Genomic DNA, 18213 nt, shown 5'->3' on the forward strand with positions numbered 1-18213 from the left:
GGGGCCGGTTCCGACGGCTCCAGCATGGCCGACGGGACGAGCTACGGCAACTTGCGCGACGGCAACCTGAGCACCCCGGCCCGCGGGCCGGGGCGCCTTGGCGAGACGATCTAGCGCTGGGCCTCGATCATCCAGTGGTGCTTCTCCAGGTCCTGAGTGATCTCGATCAGGAGGTCCTGGGTCACCAGGTCGGGCTTCTCGGTGGTGGCGATCCGCTCGCGCATCCGGCGGATGATGGACCCGAGAATGTCCGTCATGGCGGCGACGACCTTGCCGTCGTTGATGTAGCCCGCCTCCAGCTGCGGCACCTCGGTGTGGTTCGCGACCGTGGTGGACCGGCCGTCGGGGTTGCATCCGACGGCCACCGCGCGCTCGGCGACGGTGTCCGCGTGCTTCCTGGCAGACGAGACGATCTTGTCGAGCTGCAGGTGCAGTGTGCGGAAGTTATGGCCGATCACGTTCCAGTGGGCCTGCTTGGTCAGGAGCGACAGGTCGAGCAGGTCGATGAGCGCGCCCTGGAGCGCCTGGCCGACGACCTTCTTGTCTTCTGGCTTGAGTGGACTGGTGATCGAGGACATGGAATTTTCCCCCTGTTTCGAGCTCGGTTTCCCGTTTGCTACGGAATGTCCGTACCCATCTATCCGCATCCCTATCCAGCCTCTTACATTGACAGTGTCATGATGACAGTGTCACTATCGACATATGGAATGGACCATCGGTGAACTGGCTGAGCGGGCGTCCGCGGCGCTGGCCCCCACCGCCCAGCTCAACGGGCGGGTCAGGGACGTGCCCAACGAGCGGCTCATCCGGTGGTACGCCACGATCGGCCTACTCGATCCCCCCCTGGCCCGACGCGGCCGGGTGGCCCTGTACGGCAGGCGCCACCTGCTCCAGCTCATCGCGGTCAAGCGGCGCCAGGCCGACGGCCGGACCATCGCCGAGATCCAGGCCGAGCTGACCGGAGCCACCGACCAGACCCTGGAGTCGATCGCCCGCATTCCCGAGCGGTCGCCGGAGCACGCCATCGAGACGGTCTCCCCCAGGACGGCACGCCCGCGCTTCTGGGCCGAGCCGTCCTCGGTCCCGGCGGAGACCGGCCTCACACCACCACAGAAACCCGCGCCACCACCGAAACCCGCCCCCTCCAGCACCCCGCCCCTTCCGGCCTCGTCCGGCGGGGCCACGCTTCCACCCGGCCAGGCCGCGTCCCACCCGGCACCCTCCGGCCAAGCCGCACCCGATCAGGCCGCGCACGGCTCGGCCCCGTCCCACCGGCCCACGCCCCGGGCGGGCGTACCCGCAGCGGCCCCACCCCGTTCAGCGGCCCCCCAACCGGCCGTGGAAACCCGGCCACCCGCCGTGATCGTGCACGGCGTACGCCTGACGGACGGCGTGACGCTGCTGCTCGACGGCGGCGGCGGCGGACGCATCCCCTCACCCGACGACCTCGCCGAGATCGCCGCCGCGTCACGGGAGCTCCTGTCGCTCCTGCGCGAACGCGGCCTCACACCTCCGGAAGGAACGCAACCATGATTACCTCGATCGCAACACTGTCACCGGAGGAGTGCTCGCCCGTCCCGGACGCCGGGCTGGGGACGCTCACCACCGAGCGCGGCAACCTGCCGCTGGAGAGCGTGGACGTGACCGCCGCCGTGACCGGCCTGCTGGCCGGCATCGAGGTGGTCCAGGGCTTCCACAACCCGCACGACGTGGCACTGGAGGCGACGTACGTCTTCCCGCTGCCCGACCGCGCCGCCGTGACCGCCTTCAGGATGGAGGCCGACGGGCGGGTCATCGAGGGCGTGCTCAAGGAGCGCGGCCAGGCCAGGGCCGACTACGACCAGGCGATCGCCCAGGGCAAGCGGGCCGCGATCGCCGAGGAGGACCGCCCCGACGTCTTCACCATCAGGGTCGGCAACATCGTGCCCGGCGAGCGGGTCACCGTCCATCTCACGCTGAACCAGCCGCTCCCGTACGAGGACGGCGCGGCCACCTTCCGCTTCCCGCTGGTCGTCGCCCCCCGCTACATCCCCGGCACCCCGCTGGACGGCGAGCGGGCGGGCGACGGGTGGACCCCGGACACCGACGCGGTCCCCGACGCCTCCCGGATCACCCCGCCGGTGCTGCTGCCCGGCTTCCCCAACCCGGTACGGCTCTCGCTGGCCGTCTCCGTCGACCCGGCGGGGCTGGAGTTGCGCGAGATCCGCTCCAGCCTGCACGTGGTTCTCCAGGAGGGCGGCACGATCCGCCTCCAGCCGGGCGAGCGGCTGGACCGCGACTTCATCCTGCGTCTGGCCGCGGGCGCCTCCACCTCCCTGGCGCTGGCCCCCGACGAGAACGGCGAGGGCACGTTCACGCTGACCGTCGTCCCCGAGGCGGCACCCGCCGGAGCGAGGGCCAAGGACGTGGTGCTGGTGCTCGACCGCTCGGGCAGCATGACCGGCTGGAAGATGGTGGCCGCCCGGCGTGCCGCCGCCCGCATCGTCGACACGCTCACCTCGCGCGACCGGTTCGCGGTGCTCTCCTTCGACACCGTCGTGGAGCAGCCGGACGGGCTCGGCGAGGGGCTCTGTGCGGCGTCCGACCGCAACCGCTACCGGGCCGTGGAGCATCTGGCCAGGCTGGAGGCGCGCGGCGGCACCGAGATGCTGGCCCCGCTTGAGCAGGCCGCCGCGCTGCTCGCCGACTCCGCCAGGGACCGGGTGCTGGTGCTGGTCACCGACGGGCAGGTGGGCAACGAGGACCAGATCCTGAAGCGGACCGGATCCCGGCTGGCCGGTGTGCGGGTGCACACGGTCGGCATCGACAGGGCGGTCAACGCCGGGTTCCTGGGCAGGCTCGCCGGGCTGGGCGGGGGCCGGTGCGAGCTGGTCGAGTCCGAGGACCGGCTTGACGAGGCGATGGAGCACATCCACCGCAGGATCGGCGCCCCGCTGGTCACCGACCTGGCCCTGCACTCCGACGGGCTCGACCTGATCACCGAGACGGTCGGCCACGTCGGCTCGATCTACCCCGGTGTCCCGCTCACCGTCCTCGGCCGCTACCGTGGCGCCGCCACCGGGGCGCTGACCGTACGGGGCCTGGACGCCGCGGGCCTGCCGTGGGAGCGGCGGGTCGCCTCGGCGACGGTGGACGCCCCGGCGCTACGGGCGATCTGGGCGCGGGGGCGGCTGCGGACCCTGGAGGACCGCTACGCGATCGGCGACCGGTCGCTGGAGGCCGAGATCGTGGAGACCTCGCTCAGGTACGGGGTGCTCTGCCGGTTCACCGCCTTCGTCGCGGTCGACACGCAGGTGGTCGCCGAGGGCGGTCCCGGGCACCGGGTGATCCAGCCGGTGGAGCTGCCCAGCGGCTGGGAGAGCCCCGTCGTCGCGGCGGCGCCGATGATGCTGACCTCGATGGCCGCCGACGCGAGCGCGGCCCCGAGCCCGCCCATGAGGCCGCCCGGGATAGCCGCTCCCGGTGCCATGCCGAAGTTCGCGGCGAGCGCGATCGGCGCCGGCCTGCCGCAGGAGGCGGCGGCCGGCGGCTTCGACGACCGCGCCCGGATGCTGCCCCGCCCGGCACCGGCCCCCGAGCCGCAGGGCAGCCCGCAGCAGCCGCCGAGGGAACTGCTCGCCGAGGAGCTGAAGCGGCTGCGCGCCGCGGCGTCCCTGCCCGCCGCCGAGCGGCTGCGCGTGCTGGAGGACCTGGGAAGCCGCCTCGCGGCCCTGGTGGTCTACCTCGGCGGCCACCCGCAGCTGGCGGCCCTGGCCGAGGAACTGCGGGCCGGTGGGGACGTGGACGCCCTGTGGCAGCGGGCCGTGGAGGTGCTGGAGGCCCTGGTGGGCACCGGCGGGCGCCGCCCGTTCTGGAAGCGATGATTTCCTCCGGGCCCGGACGGACCACCGGACGACCGGGCCCGGAGAAGGTATCCGCCGAGTTCCGGCGCCCGTGGCGTTCTCCGGCGCGGGACACCCGGGTCCGCGACTCCCGGCATTACGGGCATGGCCCGGCGGGGCCGGTACGGGACAGCGGGCTCCCCGGCCTCGCGGCTCCACATAAAGTAGCGGAATGGTGATTCTGGACGGCGGCCTGGCCACCCATTTGGAGGAGCTGGGCGCGGACCTGCGAGACGACCTCTGGTCGGCGAAGCTCCTGCTGGAGAACCCCTCCGTGATCCGGCAGGCGCATCTCGACTACTTCACCGCCGGTGCCGAGGTGGCGATAACGGCGAGTTATCAGGCGAGCATACCGGCGTTCCTGCGGCGGGGGCTGAGCGCCGCCGAGGCCGAGGATCTGATCCTGCTCTCCGTGCACCTCGCCGCCCAGGCCAGGGACACCCACGGCTCCGGCACCGTGGCCGCCAGCGTCGGGCCGTACGGCGCCTACCTGGCCAACGGCGCCGAGTACACCGGAAAGTACGACCTCGACGAGGACGGCCTGACCGACTGGCACCGCGACCGCTGGCACATCCTGGCCGACAGCGAGGCCGACCTGCTGGCCTGCGAGACCATCCCCTCCTACCCCGAGGCGAGGGCACTCCGGCGGCTGCTGGCCGAGACGCCGGGGATGCGGGCGTGGGTGAGCTTCTCCTGCCGCGACGGCGAGCACATCAACGACGGCACCCCGCTGCGGACCGCGGCCCGCCTGTTCGCCGGCAACCCCCAGGTGATCGCGATCGGCGTCAACTGCACGGCACCGCGCCACGTGCTCAACCTGATCTCCCAGATCAAGGGCAAGCCCACCATGGTCTACCCCAACTCCGGCGAGGTCTGGGACTCGGCGAACCACCGCTGGCTCGGACTGGCCGACCCGGTGGAGTTCGGCGAGGCAGCGGCCGGGTGGAACGCGGCGGGGTCCGCCTTCGTCGGCGGCTGCTGCCGCACCACGCCGGAGCACATCCGCCAGATCCGCGCCCACCTGACCTGACCGGGTGAGGTCCCGCCGTCACCTCGCCGGCGGGACCTCGGCGGCCGGGCCGGAACCGCGTACTACCTCCGGGCACCGCGACGGCCTACGGTAGTGATCGGCCGGCGCCCAGGGCGTCGGAGCGCGTTCCGCCCCCCGGGAGGTCTCTTGTTCGTCGACATGCCCCTCGATCAGCTCAGGGAGTACCGGCCCGAGCGCCGGGAACCCGGTGGGTTCGACGCCTTCTGGGCGAGGACGCTTGCCGAGACCCGCGAGCACGACCTGAACGCCGTCTTCACCGAGGTGGAGACGGACCTGGCCCTGGTCCGCTGCTTCGACGTCGGCTACGCGGGCTTCGGCGGTCAGGAGATCAAGGGCTGGCTGCTGCTGCCCGCCGCGGCCGAGGAGCCGCTGCCGTGTGTGGTGCAGTACATCGGCTACAACGGCGGCCGGGGTCTGCCGCACGACTGGCTCACCTGGCCCGCGGCCGGATGGGCGGTCCTCGTCATGGACTCCCGCGGGCAGGGCGGCGGCTGGCGGCCCGGTGACACACCCGACCCGGTGGGAGGCACCGGGGCGCAGAGCAGCGGCAAGCTCACCCAGGGCGTGTCCGACCCCGACGACTACTACTTCCGGCGCCTCTACACCGACGGGGTCAGGGCGGTCGAGGCCGCCCGCGCGCACCCACTGGTGGACGCCTCGCGCATCGTCGTCTCCGGCGGCAGCCAGGGCGGCGGCCTCGCGATGGCGGTGAGCGCGCTGGTACCCGGCCTGCTGTTCGCCTTCATCGACGTGCCGTTCATGTCGCACATCCGCCGCGCCGCCGAGATCACCGACGAGGACCCCTACGCCGAACTCGGCCGGTTCCTCAAGTCCAACCGCCACCGGGTCGACCAGGTCTTCGCCACCCTCGACCACTTCGACGGCATGAACTTCGCCGCCCGCAACACCACGCCCGCGCTCTTCTCCGTCGGCCTGCGCGACGGCGTCACCCCCGCCTCCACGGTCTTCGCTGCCTACAACCACTACGCTGGCGACAAGGACATCCGGGTGTGGACCTTCAACGGCCACGAGGGGGGCGAGTCCGACCAGATCGCCGAGCAGCTCAGGATCGCCAGGAAACTGCTGACAGGCTGACCGCCCGATATGGAGCAAAACGTTTTACTTAAAAGCCGGAGGTAAGCCGTAGATGGTGACTTCACTGGCGCTTGCCCGGTTATTACGTTTTAATCAGTGCACATGAGTTCGGTGAGCATCAAGGAAGTGGCCGCGCGGGCCGGAGTCTCCCCGGGAACGGTCTCCAACGTGCTCAACCGCCCGGAGAAGGTCGCCGAGTCCACCCGCTCCCGGGTCGAGGAGGCCATTCGTGAGCTGGGGTTCGTCCGGCACGGCTCCGCCTCCAGCCTGCGGGCCGGGCACAGCCGCACCGTCGGTCTCTCGGTCATCGACATCGGCAACCCCTTCTTCACGGATGTGGCCGCCGGGGTCGAGGAGGCGGCCAGCGAGCGCGGGTACGCGGTGATCCTGGGCAACTCCTCGGGCGACAGGCTCAAGGAGGAGCGCAACCTGCTGGTCTTCGCCGAGCAGCGGGTCCGCGGGGTGCTCATCACCCCCGCCGGGGGGAACCTGGCCAAGCTCGACCAGCTCAGGGAGCGCGGCATCAACGTGGTCCTGGTGGATCACCCCGCCGAGCGCGCCGACCAGTGCTCAGTGGCGGTCAACGACATCACCGGCGGCTTCCTCGCGGTCTCCCACCTGCTGGCCGCCGGGGCCGACCGGATCGCCTACGTCACCGGCCCCCTCACCATCCGCCAGTGCTCCGACCGCCTGACCGGCGCCGAGCGGGCGCTGGCCGCGGCGGGCCGCGACCCCGGGCAGACGCTGGAGGAGGTCGCGATGAACGCGATGAACGCCAGGTCCGGGCAGCAGGCCGCGGAGAAGCTCATCGCCGAGGGGCGGCTGCCGGACGCCGTGTTCTGCGCGAACGATCTGCTGGCCCTCGGCATGCTGCGGGGGCTGCTCCACGCGGGCGTGCGGGTCCCCCAGGACATCCTGCTCATCGGTTACGACGACATCGACTTCGCCTCGGCGTCGGCGGTCTCGCTCAGCTCGATCCGGCAGCCGACCCACCGGCTCGGCAGGGTGGCCACCGAACTGCTGCTCGACGAGTGCGACAACCCGGAGTCCCACGCCCACCAGCAGGTCATGTTCCAGCCCGAGCTGATCGTCCGCGAGTCGACCCGCTGATCTCCGCCTGGCCGGCCGCCCGGGACGTTCAGGTGCGCTCGCGCGCCTGAACGATGGCCTCCTTGGCGGCGCGGGCGGCCTCGGCCTTGGCGCTCGCGGCGTACCTGTCGACGTACTCCTGGCCGGAGAGCTCCATCAGCGCGTACATGATCTCGTCGGTGACGGCGCGCAGCACGAGGCGGTCCTCCTCCATTCCGTAGTAGCGGGTGAAGTCCAGCGGCTTGCCGAACTTCACACCGGGACGGATGCCCAGCTTGGGCAGGATGCGGCCGGGAGGCATCATCTCGAAGGTGTTGACCATCGCCCACGGGATGACCGGCACGCGCGACTCCAGCGCCAGGCGGGCCACCCCGGTCTTGCCCTTGTAGAGACGGCCGTCGTGGGAGCGGGTGCCCTCGGGATAGATGGCGAGCACATGGCCCTCGTCAAGGATGCGCCTGCCGGTGCGGAGCGCCGCCTCGCTGGCCTTGCCCCCTGAGCGGTCGATCGGGACGGTGCCGACACCGCTGAAGAAGGCTCTGCTCAGCATGCCCTTGAGGCCGCGGCCGGTGAAGTAGTCGGACTTGCCGAGAGAGATCACCTTGCGCCGCAGGAAGAGCGCACCGAAGAAATGGTCGGCGAACGACAGGTGGTTTCCGGCCAGGATCACCGGCCCCTGCCTCGGCACGTTGTCCACGCCCTCCACCCACGGGCGGAAAATCACGCGGAGTAGGGGTCCGAGGATCGCCTTCACCACCCAGTAGAACACTCCATGCTCCTTCAGTTGACAGGCGAGGACCTGGAGTTATCCTCCCACTTCCGGCCTCGGTCACCTACACCACCGAACCACCCAAATCGACCTCTCGCAAAACACGCCCCAGTCGTGCGACGATCGGGCGAACCTTACAAGGAGCCGCGATGCCAGTCATGCCCGGTGCGGAGGCGTACCACCATGCGGGAGGACAGATCGGCGTCCTGCTCTGTCATGGATTCACCGGATCGCCGCAGTCCCTGCGTCTGTGGGGCGAGTACCTGGCGGCGGCGGGCATCACCGTGTCGCTGCCACGACTGCCCGGCCACGGCACCACCTGGCAGGAGATGAGCCACACCCGCTGGGAGGACTGGTACGCCACGCTGGACAAGTCCCTGGCGGACCTGCGCGGCAACTGCGCCGAGGTCTTCGTCATGGGCCTGTCGCTCGGCGGCTGCATGGCGCTGCGGCTGGCCGAGGTGCACGGCGACCGGATCAGGGGGCTGGTGATCGTCAACCCGTCGGTGGCCAACGACGTGCCGCTGCTCAGGCTGGCCCCCCTGCTCAGGTTCGTGATCGCGTCGGTGCCCGGCGTGGCGGGAGACATCAAGAAGGAGGGGGCGACCGAGCTCGGCTACCCGCGCACACCGGTCAAGGCCGCGGCCACCCTCCCCCGGCTCTGGTCACTGACGCAGTCGGAGCTGAGCAAGATCACCCAGCCCGTACTGGTTTTCCATAGTCCACAGGATCATGTTGTGAAACCGGCGAGTGTGCGTATTCTGCGTGAGAGGCTGACCGGGGGGAATCTGAATGTGGTGGAGCTCGCCAACAGCTACCACGTCGCGACTCTTGACAACGATGCGGATCAGATCTTTGCGGGGAGCCTGGAGTTCATCAAGACGAACGCGTCTGTACCCTTGCAGAGAGACTGATCCCGAGCGGAGGATGCGCGGTCTCCGGGAGAAAGTGATCGGCCGATGAACAATGGGCCCAGCTAAGTGACACCTCAAAGTGACGAGGACGAGGTCTGGCGTCAGATCGTCGCGTCCTTCAACGACCCCGCCGAGCATGACTCGGCACATCAGCCGTGGCCGGACAGCGAGAACCTTCCGGCCGAACCTCCGCGACGGGTGATCAAGCAGTCGGACGAGGAAGACCTCCTGCGTGAGGACGACCTGGCCGACGACGACTCCGACAGCGAACGGAGTGACGGCGAGGAGGAGGAGCACTACGTGCCTCCGCCACCACCCCCACTGCCCAAGACCGACGCCACCACCAAGATCGCATGGTTGGCCCTGTTCGGCGGGCCCGCCTACCTGCTGCTCAGCGCCGCGCTCAGCTGGAACCTGCAGGGCTGGATGCTGTTCACCGCGGTCGCCGCGTTCATCGGCGGTTTCGTGGCGCTGGTGGTCCGCATGGGCGATGGTCCGCCCAACGACTCCGGCTGGGACGACGGCGCGGTCATCTGAGCGGGGTCCGGCCCTACGGCTTGGCGTGCACCGGGGTGCCGAAACGCTCGATCACGTCCGTGTACTTGCCGGAGGCGTCGACCACGTGGCCGACCGACCACACGGTGCCGGTGCCCGGCAGATAGGTCACGGCCTGGAGCCTCACCGTCCGGGAGTCGGTGCTCTCGGGACCGCGCAACGCCTTGACCTTGTGCCCGTCGTAGCGGAGCAGGAACGCCTCGCCGGGCCGGTCCAGATCGACCCCGGAGATCCAGAAGTGGCCCTTGCGGTCACCGGTCACCCCGTACAGGCGGATGTCACCGGCGGGCGGGGACACCCGGGACCACTTCTTGCCGTTCCACGACAGAATCAACGGGACGGTCTCGCCGGCCCCCCGGTAGAGGCCGCCCACGGCGAGTGCCCGCTTCGGCCCGTCGAGGTGGACGTCACGCAGGTAGCCGCCGGGAATCTCGGGGGTCTTGAAAGGCTTCCAGCGCCCGCCGGACTGCCTCATGATCAACGGCTTGCCCGCGGCGTCGCCCACCGCCCATCCGTCGCTCTTGCCCGACAGCGCCACGCCGTACAGCATGCCCCTGCCGGAAAGCTGGGTGAGCTTCCACTTCGAACCGGTGCCGGTCACGAGCAGGGGCTGCTTGTCACGGCGGCCGACGGCGACCACCCTGCCGGGGACGGCCGCCACCCCGCCCAGCCAGTCACCCGCGTGCAGCTTGTCGACGACGACCCTGTCGAAGGCCGCCCCGTCTCCCTTCGCCAGGTAGGGAAGACCGTCATGTCCCTCACCGACGGCCCACAGCTCCGACGCCGAGGCCGCCGCGACGGAACGCAGGGGCCCCGCGCCCGTCGGGTCGTTGCGGATGCCGACCTCTTTCCAGGAGGAACCGTTCCAGTGGGTGATCGCGCCACGGCTCTGCCAGATGTCCCAGACGCTCTGCTGGCCCACCGCCCACACACTCGTGGCCGAGATGCCCACCACGTCGGAGAGTGATCCGTCACTGCTCAGGCCCGCGCTGGCCGGAGCCTGCCAGGCCTCGGCCACGGGCGGACTGACTGGATCGGCATGTGCTGGAAAGGTGTGCGAGGACAGCAGGACTAGGCCTCCCGCGCAGAGAGCCAGCGCACGCCGCGGAAGGCGACGGGTCATGTTTCAAATGGTACGGGGCTCGTCCCCTCCCCGCGTCCCGGTCTCTCCAGTTGACGGGCGCGATCCGGAAAGGCGCCCTACCGTTCGTCACGAAAACCCTGATCCCACCGGTTTTCTCAGCTCCCCGGGAAAGCGTGCTCTTCAGAGGTGGAGTCCGGGGTGCCGATGATCCAGTTCAGCGACCACCGGCAGGTGGTCGGTCGCGGCCACCAGGTCTGCCGGATCGGCCTCGACACCCCCGCAGGAGAGCACGGGGAGGCCGGCCACCGCGAAGATCGCGTCAATCCGCTTGTGCGGCCCCCTGGCCGGGAAGGTGAAGCCGTCACCGCGCGGTGAGACCGGGTAGCAGTCGGTCAGCCGCTCGGCGAGGTGCTGCCAGCTCGGCTGCCCGGACTGCTCGTTGATGTCTCCGGCCAGCACCGGCAACGCGCCGAACCGGCCGGCCACCTCTCCCAGGAGGCTCACCGCCTCGCCCGCGTGCCGGCGCCTGGCCGTCTCGTCGAGGTCCAGGTGGATGGAGCCGACGGCGACCCGCCGCCCCTCCGCCTCCACCACGGCGATCGCGATGGCCCGCCGCTCCAGGGGGAAGAAGGGCTCCAGTAGGTGCCCCTCCCCGTGCAGCAGCCGCACGCCGGGACCGGTCAGCACGGCGACACCGCCCCTGCGGCGGCCGGCCGCCACGGACAGTCCGCCGAAGGCGGCCAGCCGTCTGCGCCTGCGGCGCCAGCAGAGGAACCGGGGCGCCTCCTGCACGCAGAGCACGTCCGCGCGGAGCGCGGCGACCACCCGCTTCAGCGCCGGGATGTCGTCCCTCATCGAACGCACGTTGTAGCTGGCGATCCTGAGCACCACGGCTGCCTCACTTCGCGACGCGTGACGCGAGGGTAACCGCGCACCGCCGGACACACCAGCCATCCGTCCCTAATCGGTATACAGGCCGTCGGCGGGCGGGCAGCGGTGCGTGCCGACCGCCCAAGCTCTCCGACAGAGGTCTACGGCAGAGGTCTACGGCAGAGGTCTACGGCAGAGGTCTACGACAGGCGCGGCCCGAAGCCGGGCAGGGCCGAGCGGTGCTCCTGCCGGACGCGCTGAGGGCGGCCCGGCGGGGCCTTCCTCAGCGCGTCTTTTCGGGGAGGACCCCGGTCAGCGCCTGCGGGCGAGATCCGCGGCCCCCACCAGGCCCGCAGAGGCACCCAACTCGGCCGGCCGGATGTCGGCCAGCGGGCGGTGCCCCCGGCCACTCAGGTGCGTGGCGAAGAACTCGCGGGTCTCGTCGATCCACAGATCCGCGGCGCGCGAGACACCGCCGCCGAGCACGAAGCAGCCGGGGTCGAGGACGGCGACGAGGTCGGCCAGCCCCTGACCGATCCAGCGGGCCATCGAGGAGAACGCGGCCAGCGCGGCCGGGTCGCCCTGCCTAGCGGCCTCGGTGACCTCGTGGCCCTCGATCTGTTCCGGCGTACCGCCGGCGATCTTCAAGAGCGTGACGGCCCTGTCCGGCTCGGCCTCGGCGATCTTCCTGGCCTCGTGGACCAGGGCACTGCCGCTGGCGTACTGCTCCCAGCAGCCGAGGTTGCCGCACCCGCACTGGCGCCCCTGGGGGACCGCCTGCATGTGGCCGAACTCGGCGCCCATGCCCCAGCGCCCCCGGTAGAGGGAGCCGTCGAGCACGATGCCGCCGCCGATGCCGGTGCCGACGGTCACGCACACCAGGTGGCTCTCCCCTCGGCCGGCGCCGAACCTGGCCTCACCCCACGCCATCGCGTTGGCGTCGTTCTCCACCACGACGGGCAGGCCGACCAGGTCGGAGACCTTCTTCCGCAGGGGCTCCTCGCGCCAGGCGAGGTTGGGGGCGAACCGGACGATGGACCGGGTCTCGTCCACGAACCCGGCGGCGCCGAGACCGACGGCCTCGATCTCGCGGCCCCTGGCGAGTTCCAGGATCGCGTCACCGATGGTGTGGGCGACCTGCTCGGGGTTCTCGGCCGGGGTGGGCCGCAGCAGGTGCGCGACGATCTGGCCGTCCTCGTCGACGACTCCCGCCGCGACCTTCGTACCGCCGATGTCCACGCCGATGGTCAGCGCCATTGTCCGTTTCTTCCTCTCCCCCTGGGCTCACCCCAGGTCGATGTGCTCCACGGGGGTGTCCTCGCGCTCCCGTGTCCGCTGGCCGGGCGCGGGTTTGCCGAGCCCCTCGACCGCCGACTTGAAGGCGGCGAACAACTCGGTGCCGGCCTGCATGAGGTGGTCGGTGACGGCGGCTCCCGACTCACGCTGCGCGGCCATCGCGCGGCAGACGGGGCAGGCCCGGCAGATGTACTCCTCGGGCTCGGAGACCGCCTCCTCCCACACGTCCCGCTCTCTTCCTCGACCGCCACCGGAGAACGCGCTGCCGAAACCGGTCATCGTGCCCTTGATCAGATTCTTGCCCAGTTCCCTGGCCGCCTTCTGCTGCAGCGTGTCGAAGAGTTTGAACGCCTCCTCGGCGGCGGTGCCCAGTGGGTTCCTACCTGCTTCGGCCCGCTCCTCACGCACCCGCTCGTCTCGCCCGGCGCGCTCGTCTCGCCCGCGCTCCTCGTTCCCGCCCGGCTCCTCGCGCTCGCCGGGGCGGCCCCACGGGGTCCAGCCGGTCCGCTCCTCGCGCCGGGCCCGATCGGCGCGCTCGAACCACTCGGCGCGCGCGCCGCGCTCGGCCTGCTCCGAGGTCGGGGGCCGCCCGGAATCCGAAGCCTCGGCCACGACCTCGATCCGCTCGACGGACTCGGTCCTCGCCTCAGCCGACTCGACCGGCTTGACAGGCTCGGCCGATCCGGTACGCCCGGACTTCGCGGCTCCCCCGGCAGGCTTCGCGCGGCGGCTCTTCTGGACCTTCTCGGCACCTCCGGTGTCGACGGCCTCGGCGGCGACCTCCGGCGTCACAACGTCAGCGACCTTACGCGGCCTTCTCGGCGCACGCGGCTTCGAAGTCTTCTCGGCACCTCCGGTATCGACGGCCTCGGCGGCGAACACCGGGGTCACAACGTCAGCGACCTTACGCGGCCTTCTCGGCGCACGCGGCTTCGAAGCCTTCCCGGCACCTCCGGTATCGGCGACCTCCGGGGTCACAACGTCGGCGACCTTACGCGGCTTTCTCGGCGCACGCGGCTTCGGGGTCTTCTCTGCGTCATTCGTGTTATCAGTCATCAGGCCCTCCCGCTTCGAACCGTACCCGGAGAAATCCATCTCGGAGCGCGGCTTCCCGCACCGACCTGCGAGCCAGCGCGGCGGGCAGGGCCAGGACCCGGCGGTAGGAACCGGCGTTGACGATCAGTTCGTCGCCCTTGCGCGCCAGATCCACCTCGTTCTTGTCCGCGAGCGGCAGGGCCAGGATCAGCTCGCCCTCGGCGGTGATCCGCAGCGGCGGGTCGACGGAGGGCGGGGCGAAGGGGTCGCTCCCGCGGTACATGGCCTCGGCGACACCGGCGAGGGCGTCGAGGCCGACGGGCTCGGCCTCGAGGTAGGGCACGGTGTGCACGGGCAGCGGCGCGAAGGACTCCTCGACCTCGGCCAGGTGCAGGGCCTGGGCCCGTACCCACCGCTGCCGCCACTCGTCGGCGCCCTCCGAGGGGAAGACCCGGTTGGCGATCACCGCGTCGACGCGGTAGCCGTACAGGCTGAGGGAGGTGAGCGTGCGGCGGGCCTCGGCCAGTACGACGGCCTCCGGGGTGAGCACCAGCCGGACACTCGCGCCGGGCCCGGTGAGCAGCTCGCGCACCTCCAGCAGCCCCCGGTGGAGCCGCTCCCCCGCGCCCACCACGTGGTCTTCCGGCACACTGACCTGCGCCAGGCGGCGGATCAGCGGGGAGAGGGTGCGCAGCAGCCGCCTGCCTACGGGCAGCAGCCGGTTCACATGCCAGTCGAGGGCCTCGGGCAGGGCCAGCAGCCTGAGCGTCTCGGCGGTCGGGGCGCAGTCGATGACGATGACGTCCCACAGCCCGGTGCGCGCCTGCTCGCGCAGCTCCAGCAGCGCGATGACCTCCTCGGCGCCAGGCAGCACCGTGATCTCCTCGGCGGTCACCTCGTCGAGGCCGAGCTCGGCGAAGACGCCCCTGGCATAGTCGCGCAGCTCGCCCCACTGGCGCTCCAGCGCCCGTTGGGTGTCGACCTGATGCAGGGAGAGGCCGGGGGCGATCTCGGTGGGCTCCTCTCCCGCGGGCACGCCGAGGGCGTCGGCCAGCGAGTGGGCGGTGTCCGTGGAGACCACCAGGGTCTTGAGGCCGGACCGGGCGGCGAGGGTGGCGGTGGCCGCGGCGGCGGTCGTCTTGCCGACGCCGCCCTTGCCGGTGAAGAGCAGAACCCGGCTCACGTCATCCTCCCGAGGGACGGTTCCGCGACCTCATCGGGTCTCGACGCGCTTCTTCAGCCCCTTCAGGGCGGTGTCGACGATGACCTTCTCCGCCTTCCGCTTGATCATGCCGATCATCGGCACCTTGAGGTCGACGGCGAGTTCGTATGTCACCTCGGTGCCGCCGCCCGCGTCGGTGAGACGGTAGCTCCCGGTGAGCCCGGAGAGCATCTTCCCCGCCTCGGCGATGCTCCAGTCGACGGACTCGTCACCGTTCCAGGTGTAGCGGAGGGTGTACTCGTCGCTGATCACACCCGCGTCGAGGACGAACCTGACCGTGGCCGGGCGGCCGTCCTCCCCGGTGGAGAGGATCCGCGCGGACTTCACCTGGCCCGCCCACTGGGGGTAGGAGGGGAAGTCGGCGATGACCGCCATGATGGTCGACCGGTCCGCGCCGATCGTGATGCTGGAGGTGGTGCGATCAGCCATGGGCCAACCGTACTGCTTCACGATCGTCCGCGTACGCCTGGCGGGGCCGGTGGCGGCTACCACTCCAACGCGAAGGGAACGCCCCTGTTCCTGAAGTGCCCCACGTTGAGGCACTCGGTCCTGCCGACCCGGGTGCGGGCGGCGAGGGGCTGGTGCACGTGACCGAAGAGGGCGTAGCGCGGCTGGGTCCGCCGGATCGCCTCCAGAGTGGCCTCGCTGCCCCGCTCGAACCGCCGGGCCACCACGTCGTAGAGCAGCTCGGGGATCGCCGGCGGGATGTGGCAGCAGAGCACGTCGACCTCGCCGACGGCCTCCACCTTGCGGGCGAACTCCTCCTCGTCGATCTCGTACGGGGTCCGGTACGGGGTGCGCAGCCCGCCCCCGACGAAGCCGAAGCGCAGGCCGCCGATCTCCACGGTCTCGCCGTCGAGCACCCGGTGGCCCTCGCGCACGTACTCGGGCCAGTAGTGCGGCAGGTCCACGTTGCCGTAGGTGAGGTAGGCGGGGGTCGGCATCGCGGCGAAGATCTCACCGTACTGCCGCCTGACGGAGCGCTCGATGTGCTCGCGCGGGCCGCCCTCCAGCGACGCCCAGAGCGCCGAGGACATCGCCCGCGCCTCCTCGAACCGCTTGGCCGTCCGCAACGCGATGAACTCCGCCGCCCGCTCCGCCCCGAAGAGCTCGGCGAAGATGCCCTGGGAGTGGTCGTCGTAGTCGACGAACAGGATCAGGTCCCCCAGGCAGATCAGGGCGTCGGCGCCGTCCCCCGCGCGGGCCAGCGCGTCGGCTCTCCCGTGTACGTCGCTGACGACATGAACCCGCATGCCGGACATCCTAACCACCCACAAATACCGGCATAAGTAACAAACCTCACACGGCGGCGCGGCCAATGACTCCAGGCGAGAGCAGTTGGTACGGTGAAATCGCCTTTCATAACGCCTGGGTGACGAATTTACTCATGCGTAACTTATCGCGATAGCTTCCAGGCAGCCCATCGATCCGTGCGTCTCCAGGAGTGATCAGTGCGCGAGTACAGCGTCCCCGTGCTGGTGGATGTCCCCGCCTCCGCCAACCTGACCGACACGGTGTTCCGGCGTGCCGAAGAGGAGCCGGGCGCCGTCGCCCTGCGCCGCAAGGTCGGCGACGACTGGGCCGCCGTCACCGCCCGCGAGTTCCGCGACCAGGTCGCGGGAGTGGCCAAGGGCCTGATCTCGGCCGGCGTCGAACCCGGCGACCGGGTGGCGCTGATGTCGCGCACCCGCTACGAGTGGACCGTGATCGACTACGCGATCTGGTCCGCCGGCGCGGTCAGCGTACCGATCTACGAGTCCTCCTCGGCCGACCAGGCCTCCTGGATCATCTCCGACAGCGGCGCGAAGGCCGTCTTCGTCGAGCTGGACTCGAACGAGGAGACGGTCCGCGAGGGCATCTCGGAGCTGCCCGGCCTCAAGGACGTCTGGCGCATCGAGGGTGGCGCCCTGGACGAGCTGACCGCGCTCGGCGCCGAGGTCGGCGACGACACGCTCGCCGAGCGCAGGTCCAGCCGCGGTATCGCCGACCTGGCCACCATCGTCTACACCTCGGGCACCACCGGCAGGCCCAAGGGCTGCCGGCTGACCCATGACAACCTGCTGTTCACCGCCAGGAACGTCGCGCACGGCCCGCTGGAGCGCCTCTTCACCGTGGACGACAGGGCGGCGCTGCTCTTCCTGCCGCTCGCGCACGTCTTCGCCCGCATCATCGAGATCGTGCTGATCGAGACGGGCACGGTCCTCGCGCACACCCCCAACATGAAGAACGTCGGCCCCGACCTGCAGGCTTTCAAGCCCACGTTCCTGCTGGGCGTGCCCCGCGTGTTCGAGAAGGTCTACAACGCCGCCGAGCAGAAGGCCACCGCCGACGGCAAGGGGAAGATCTTCCACGCCGCGGCGGAGACCGCCGTCGCCTGGAGCAGGGCGGAGTCCACCGGCGGTGCGGGGCTGGGCCTGAGGCTCAAGCACGCCCTGTTCGACAGGCTCGTCTACGGCAAGCTGCGCGCCGCGACCGGCGGCAGGCTGACGGCGGCCGTGTCCGGCGGCTCCGCCCTGGGCGAGCGGCTCGGCCACTTCTTCCGCGGCGTGGGCATCGAGGTGCTTGAGGGCTGGGGCCTCACCGAGACCTCGGCGCCCTCCTCGGTCAACCTGCCGGGGGCCAACAAGATCGGCACCGTCGGCAAGCCGTTCCCCGGCGTCACCATCGGCATCGGCGAGCACGGCGAGGTGCTCGTCAAGGGCCGCCATGTCTTCGAGGGCTACTGGAACAACGACGAGGCCACCGCCGCGGCGATCGACGAGGACGGCTGGTTCCACACCGGCGACATCGGCGAGCTGGACGGGGACGGCTACCTGCGCATCACCGGCCGCCAGAAGGAGATCATCGTCACCGCCGCGGGCAAGAACGTCGCCCCGGCCCCGATGGAGGACCACATCCGCGCCCACCCGCTGATCAGCCAGGCGATGGTGGTCGGCGACGACAGGCCGTTCGTCGCGGCGCTCATCACGCTCGACGCCGAGGCCCTGGAGCAGTGGAAGGCCGCCAACGGCAGGACGGACGCGGACCTCGCCACCCTCAGCTCCGACCCGGCCATCGTCGCCGAGGTGCAGAAGGCCGTGGACAACGCCAACAAGTTCGTCTCCAAAGCCGAGCAGATCAAGAAGTTCACCGTGCTCGACATCGACATCAGCGAGGAGAGCGGACACCTCACCCCGACCCTCAAGGTCAAGCGCGCCGTCGTGATGCGCGACTTCGCCAAGCAGGTCGAGTCCCTCTACGGCTAGGCCCTGTCCTGTGGATCTTGCCGTGGCGAGGATCGGTCAGGTGGTGTCTCGCAAGGCGGAGGAGGGAGCCGCAGCGTGCTGCGGTGGCCGACGACAACGCGGCGAGG

17 protein-coding genes are annotated in these 18213 nt (G+C 70.7%); 8 read left to right on the forward strand and 9 right to left on the reverse strand.

What is annotated here, in order from left to right; genetic code table 11:
• Positions 1 to 110: 110 nt before the first annotated feature.
• The gene (locus ABZ260_RS25170; RefSeq protein WP_355549693.1) at positions 111 to 578 is read right to left on the reverse strand and encodes a DNA starvation/stationary phase protection protein; all 468 of its coding nucleotides are present in this window, start codon (positions 576 to 578) and stop codon (positions 111 to 113) included.
• Between the two features lie 124 nt (positions 579 to 702).
• Between ABZ260_RS25170 and ABZ260_RS25175 the strand changes: the two genes are divergently transcribed.
• The 5 genes from ABZ260_RS25175 (at position 703) to ABZ260_RS25195 (ending at position 7137) form a co-directional block, all read left to right on the forward strand.
• On the forward strand, positions 703 to 1533 hold the full coding sequence (locus ABZ260_RS25175; protein ID WP_355622184.1) for a MerR family transcriptional regulator: 831 nt from the start codon (positions 703 to 705) through the stop codon (positions 1531 to 1533).
• Entirely contained in the window at positions 1530 to 3863 is a 2334-nt protein-coding gene (locus ABZ260_RS25180) for a VIT domain-containing protein (RefSeq protein WP_355622187.1), read from the forward strand. Before ABZ260_RS25175 ends, ABZ260_RS25180 begins: the two co-directional genes overlap by 4 nt.
• Positions 3864 to 4053: 190 nt before the next feature.
• Positions 4054 to 4911, forward strand: a complete 858-nt coding sequence (gene mmuM, locus ABZ260_RS25185) for a homocysteine S-methyltransferase (RefSeq protein WP_350924324.1) — start codon at positions 4054 to 4056, stop codon at positions 4909 to 4911.
• A 147-nt stretch (positions 4912 to 5058) separates the two neighbouring features.
• Entirely contained in the window at positions 5059 to 6027 is a 969-nt protein-coding gene (locus ABZ260_RS25190) for an acetylxylan esterase (protein WP_355622190.1), read from the forward strand.
• 102 nt (positions 6028 to 6129) lie between these two features.
• Positions 6130 to 7137, forward strand: coding sequence for a substrate-binding domain-containing protein (locus ABZ260_RS25195; RefSeq protein WP_355622193.1), 1008 nt, complete (start codon positions 6130 to 6132; stop codon positions 7135 to 7137).
• A gap of 28 nt (positions 7138 to 7165) precedes the next feature.
• Here the strand turns inward: ABZ260_RS25195 and ABZ260_RS25200 are convergent, their stop codons facing one another.
• Positions 7166 to 7885 (reverse strand): lysophospholipid acyltransferase family protein, encoded by a 720-nt coding sequence (locus ABZ260_RS25200; RefSeq protein WP_355622196.1) that lies wholly within the window; start codon positions 7883 to 7885, stop codon positions 7166 to 7168.
• Positions 7886 to 8034: 149 nt separating this feature from the next.
• Between ABZ260_RS25200 and ABZ260_RS25205 the strand changes: the two genes are divergently transcribed.
• Together ABZ260_RS25205 and ABZ260_RS25210 are read left to right on the forward strand one after the other, a co-directional pair.
• Positions 8035 to 8799 carry an alpha/beta fold hydrolase gene (locus ABZ260_RS25205; protein WP_355622199.1) on the forward strand — a complete coding sequence of 255 codons (765 nt, stop codon included), beginning with the start codon at positions 8035 to 8037 and terminating at the stop codon, positions 8797 to 8799.
• 66 nt (positions 8800 to 8865) lie between these two features.
• Positions 8866 to 9336, forward strand: a complete 471-nt coding sequence (locus ABZ260_RS25210) for a hypothetical protein (protein WP_355549678.1) — start codon at positions 8866 to 8868, stop codon at positions 9334 to 9336.
• Positions 9337 to 9349: 13 nt separating this feature from the next.
• Here the strand turns inward: ABZ260_RS25210 and ABZ260_RS25215 are convergent, their stop codons facing one another.
• The 7 genes from ABZ260_RS25215 to ABZ260_RS25245 all read right to left on the reverse strand — a co-directional run bounded on the left by ABZ260_RS25215 (position 9350) and on the right by ABZ260_RS25245 (position 16114).
• Complete coding sequence (locus ABZ260_RS25215; RefSeq protein WP_355622202.1) at positions 9350 to 10372, reverse strand: hypothetical protein; 1023 nt, start codon at positions 10370 to 10372, stop codon at positions 9350 to 9352.
• Positions 10373 to 10618: 246 nt separating this feature from the next.
• Positions 10619 to 11329: an endonuclease/exonuclease/phosphatase family protein gene (locus ABZ260_RS25220; RefSeq protein ID WP_355622205.1), complete on the reverse strand. Its 711-nt coding sequence runs from the start codon at positions 11327 to 11329 to the stop codon at positions 10619 to 10621.
• A gap of 291 nt (positions 11330 to 11620) precedes the next feature.
• On the reverse strand, positions 11621 to 12565 hold the full coding sequence (locus ABZ260_RS25225; protein ID WP_355622208.1) for an ROK family glucokinase: 945 nt from the start codon (positions 12563 to 12565) through the stop codon (positions 11621 to 11623).
• A 27-nt stretch (positions 12566 to 12592) separates the two neighbouring features.
• Complete coding sequence (locus tag ABZ260_RS25230; protein ID WP_355622211.1) at positions 12593 to 13396, reverse strand: hypothetical protein; 804 nt, start codon at positions 13394 to 13396, stop codon at positions 12593 to 12595.
• Positions 13397 to 13652: 256 nt separating this feature from the next.
• Positions 13653 to 14822: an ArsA family ATPase gene (locus ABZ260_RS25235; RefSeq protein WP_355622214.1), complete on the reverse strand. Its 1170-nt coding sequence runs from the start codon at positions 14820 to 14822 to the stop codon at positions 13653 to 13655.
• 30 nt (positions 14823 to 14852) lie between these two features.
• Entirely contained in the window at positions 14853 to 15290 is a 438-nt protein-coding gene (locus ABZ260_RS25240) for an SRPBCC family protein (protein WP_355549665.1), read from the reverse strand.
• A gap of 56 nt (positions 15291 to 15346) precedes the next feature.
• A complete protein-coding gene (locus ABZ260_RS25245) occupies positions 15347 to 16114 on the reverse strand; it encodes a metallophosphoesterase (protein ID WP_355549663.1) in 768 nt (255 codons plus the stop codon).
• A gap of 198 nt (positions 16115 to 16312) precedes the next feature.
• Here ABZ260_RS25245 and ABZ260_RS25250 point away from each other — a divergent pair, with 198 nt between their 5' ends.
• Positions 16313 to 18106 (forward strand): AMP-dependent synthetase/ligase, encoded by a 1794-nt coding sequence (locus ABZ260_RS25250; RefSeq protein ID WP_355622217.1) that lies wholly within the window; start codon positions 16313 to 16315, stop codon positions 18104 to 18106.
• Positions 18107 to 18213 lie beyond the last annotated feature (107 nt).

The organism is Streptosporangium sp. NPDC006013, from assembly GCF_040614275.1.
In the GTDB taxonomy this organism is placed as follows: Bacteria; Actinomycetota; Actinomycetes; order Streptosporangiales; family Streptosporangiaceae; genus Streptosporangium.

Bases quoted from the DNA above. Each gene is read 5' to 3' on its own strand.
- ABZ260_RS25175 (WP_355622184.1), top strand. From the start codon at position 703: ATGGAATGGACCATCGGTGAACTGGCTGAGCGGGCGTCCGCGGCGCTG.
- mmuM (WP_350924324.1), top strand. From the start codon at position 4,054: ATGGTGATTCTGGACGGCGGCCTGGCCACCCATTTGGAGGAGCTGGGC.
- ABZ260_RS25195 (WP_355622193.1), top strand. From the start codon at position 6,130: ATGAGTTCGGTGAGCATCAAGGAAGTGGCCGCGCGGGCCGGAGTCTCC.
- ABZ260_RS25205 (WP_355622199.1), top strand. From the start codon at position 8,035: ATGCCAGTCATGCCCGGTGCGGAGGCGTACCACCATGCGGGAGGACAG.
- ABZ260_RS25240 (WP_355549665.1), bottom strand. From the start codon at position 15,290: ATGGCTGATCGCACCACCTCCAGCATCACGATCGGCGCGGACCGGTCG.
- ABZ260_RS25170 (WP_355549693.1), bottom strand. From the start codon at position 578: ATGTCCTCGATCACCAGTCCACTCAAGCCAGAAGACAAGAAGGTCGTC.
- ABZ260_RS25245 (WP_355549663.1), bottom strand. From the start codon at position 16,114: ATGCGGGTTCATGTCGTCAGCGACGTACACGGGAGAGCCGACGCGCTG.
- ABZ260_RS25180 (WP_355622187.1), top strand. From the start codon at position 1,530: ATGATTACCTCGATCGCAACACTGTCACCGGAGGAGTGCTCGCCCGTC.
- ABZ260_RS25225 (WP_355622208.1), bottom strand. From the start codon at position 12,565: ATGGCGCTGACCATCGGCGTGGACATCGGCGGTACGAAGGTCGCGGCG.